The organism is Inquilinus sp. (assembly GCF_057815775.1).
This window is the reverse complement of sequence record NZ_JBYRFX010000968.1, coordinates 1-2,403: the sequence shown is the minus strand read 5'-3', so window position 1 is coordinate 2,403 and position 2,403 is coordinate 1. Positions and strand designations below refer to the sequence as shown.

Sequence of the window (2,403 nt, the reverse complement as noted above, 5' to 3'; positions counted from 1 at the left end):
GACGCGCTCTATGCCAACCCGCTGATCGGGATCCAGCTCACCGGCGGTTCGACCGCGATCCGCGCCTTCTGGACGCCGCTGCGCCAGGCCGGCGCGGTGGCCCGCACCCTGCTGATCGCCGCGGCGGCGAAGCAATGGGGCGTCGACCCGTCGACCCTGAAGGCCCAGCACGGCGCCGTCACCGAGGGCAAGCGGAGGCTGGGCTATGGCGAGTTGGCGGACGCCGCGGCGGCGCTGCCGGTGCCGGATGCGAAGACGGTGGCGCTGAAGGACCCCAAGGACTTCACCGTGATCGGCACCCGGGCCAAGCGGCTGGATTCGCCCGACAAGGTGGCCGGCAAGGCCGAATACGGCATCGACACCAAGCTGCCCGGCCTGAAGATCGCGGCGATCGCGCTCTCGCCGGTGCTCGGCGGCAAGCCGAAATCGGTGGACGAAGCGGCGGCGCTGGCGGTCAAGGGCGTGCGCCAGGTGGTCAAGACCGACGAATCCGTGGCCGTGGTCGCCGACCATATGGGCGCGGCCAAGAAAGGGCTGGAGGCCGCCGCCATCCAATGGGATGACGGCCCCAACGCCAGTGTCAGCAGCGCCGATCTCATTCACCAGCTCGAGGAGGAATCGAAGAAGCCGGGGGCGGTGGCGCGCAATGAGGGCGACACCGAAAAGGCCCTGGCCGGCGCCGCGCAGCGGCTGGACGCCATCTACCAGATGCCGTTCCTGGCCCATGCGGCGATGGAGCCGATGAACTGCACCGTCCATGTCCGGAAGGACAGTTGCGAGATCTGGGTGGGCACCCAGGTGCCGACCCTGGCCCAGGGCATTGCCGCCCAGGTCACCGGCCTGCCGAAGGAGAAGGTGCAGGTCCACAACCATCTGATCGGCGGCGGCTTCGGCCGGCGGCTGGAGGTCGACGGCATCGGCCATGCGGTCAAGGTGGCGCTGCAGGTGGACGGGCCGGTGAAGGTGGTGTGGAGCCGGGAAGAGGACATCCAGCACGACATGTACCGGCCCTACTATTACGACCGGATGTCGGCCGGGCTGGACGCGCAGGGCAAACCCGTGGCCTGGACCCATCGCATCGCCGGGTCCTCGATCATGGCCCGTTACTTCCCCGCGGGCTTCAAGGATGGGGTCGATGCGGACGCGGTGGAGGCCGCGGCCGAGCCGCCCTATGCCCTGCCGGCCATCCGCGTCGAGTATGTCCGGGTCGAGCCGCAGGGCGTCCCGACCTCCTGGTGGCGCGGCGTCGGGCCGACCCACAACATCTTCGTGGTCGAAAGCTTCATCGACGAACTGGCGGCGGCCGCGAAGCAGGACCCGGTCGCCTATCGCAAGGCGCTGCTGGGTCACAATCCGCGGGCCCTGGGCGTGCTGACCCTGGCGGCCGAAAAGGCCGGCTGGGGCACGCCGATGCCGCAGGGCCGTGGCCGCGGCGTCTCGGTCCAGTTCGCCTTCGGCAGCTACGTCTCGCAGGTGGCGGAGGTCGAGGTCGCGGCCGACGGCTCGGTGAAGGTCCACCGCATCGTCTGCGCCGTCGATTGCGGCATCGTGGTCAACCCCGACACGATCGAAGCCCAGGTCCAGGGCGGTGCCATCTTCGGCCTGACAGCAGTGCTGCACGGTTCGATCACCTTCAAGGACGGGCGGGTCGAGCAGGGCAATTTCGACACCTACCTGCCGATGCGGATCGACGAGGTGCCGGTGATCGAGGCGCATCTGGTGAACAGTGCCGAGGCCCCCGGCGGCATCGGCGAAACCGCGACCGCCGCCGTGGCTCCGGCGGTGGCCAATGCGATCTTCGCCGCCACCGGCAAGCGCATCCGCACCCTGCCGATCGACACCGACCAGTTGAAGACTTCGGCCTGACCTCGAAGCGGAGAAGGAGACCATCATGAGACTGACGCACTGGGCCCTCGCTGCCCTCCTGACCGCCGGCGCCGTGACGCCGGCCCTGGCCGATGGCGATGCCGCGCGGGGCAAGACCCTGTTCTCGCGCTGCAGCGCCTGCCACGCGGTGACCGACCAGAACAAGATCGGGCCGCATCTCTCGGGCGTGGTCGGCCGCACCGCCGGCACGGTCGAAGGCTTCAGCTATTCCAAGGGCATGGTTGCCTACGCCCAGGTCTGGGACGACACCACGCTGGACACCTTCCTGTCCGGGCCGAACAAGCTCGTCCCGGGCACCAAGATGGCGGCCGGCGCCATCGCCAACCCGCAGGACCGCGCGGACATCATCGCCTATCTCAAGACGCTGACGACGCCGTAAAGCCAAAAACCGTCATCGCGAGGAGCGAAGCGACGCGGCGATCCAGCGGCTCGATCTCTGGATCGCCACGCCCCTGCGGGGCTCGCGATGACGGCTTTGGGTTGGCGGGGACCGCTCTCTTTCTGCCAGACGTCAGA

Annotated in this window: 2 protein-coding genes; both read left to right on the top strand. The window is 69.0% G+C overall.

The features are described from left to right. On the top strand, positions 1–1,866 hold a 1,866-nt coding region (locus AC3XYG_RS34790; protein ID WP_489144470.1), incomplete at its 5' end, for a xanthine dehydrogenase family protein molybdopterin-binding subunit. 25 nt (positions 1,867–1,891) lie between these two features. Further along, complete coding sequence (locus AC3XYG_RS34785; protein WP_489144469.1) at positions 1,892–2,266, top strand: c-type cytochrome; 375 nt, start codon at positions 1,892–1,894, stop codon at positions 2,264–2,266. Positions 2,267–2,403: the final 137 nt, after the last annotated feature.

Coding starts and splice junctions, on each gene's coding strand:
- AC3XYG_RS34785 (WP_489144469.1), top strand. CDS start 1,892: ATGAGACTGACGCACTGGGCCCTCGCTGCCCTCCTGACCGCCGGCGCC.